The 287-nt window shown below is 31.0% G+C and carries 1 pseudogene; it reads right to left on the bottom strand.

Annotation, left to right across the window (positions count from 1 at the left end):
- A pseudogene (locus SCA31_RS22965) lies at positions 1 to 190 on the bottom strand (endonuclease); the annotation flags it as partial.
- Positions 191 to 287: the final 97 nt, after the last annotated feature.

The raw sequence follows: 287 nt of genomic DNA, 5'->3' as shown, positions 1-287 counted from the left end.
CTAATGGTACGCTTCTATGAAATTTAGGATTGTTTACCTGAAGGGTTCCGTCGATATAATCCGCAGAAGGAATAGTGTCCCAAAGGTTTTCTACATTCAGGAAAGCGACAGCCGCTCTTTTAACTTGTTTCTGCTGTGAAAAAGCAGATCCAAAGCAAAATACTGCAGCAATGATTAGATATTTTTTCATGTTCTTAGTATTCTAAAAAAATTAAGGGGGTAAAATTACTAATTTTATATAAGACTAATATTAAAAATAGTTTAACAAATGTATTTTTATATTAATG

The organism is Chryseobacterium sp. SIMBA_028, from assembly GCF_046535285.1.
Classification (GTDB): Bacteria; Bacteroidota; Bacteroidia; order Flavobacteriales; family Weeksellaceae; genus Chryseobacterium.
The sequence above is the reverse complement of the archived record's forward strand: the minus strand, read 5'-3'. Positions and strand labels throughout refer to the sequence as shown.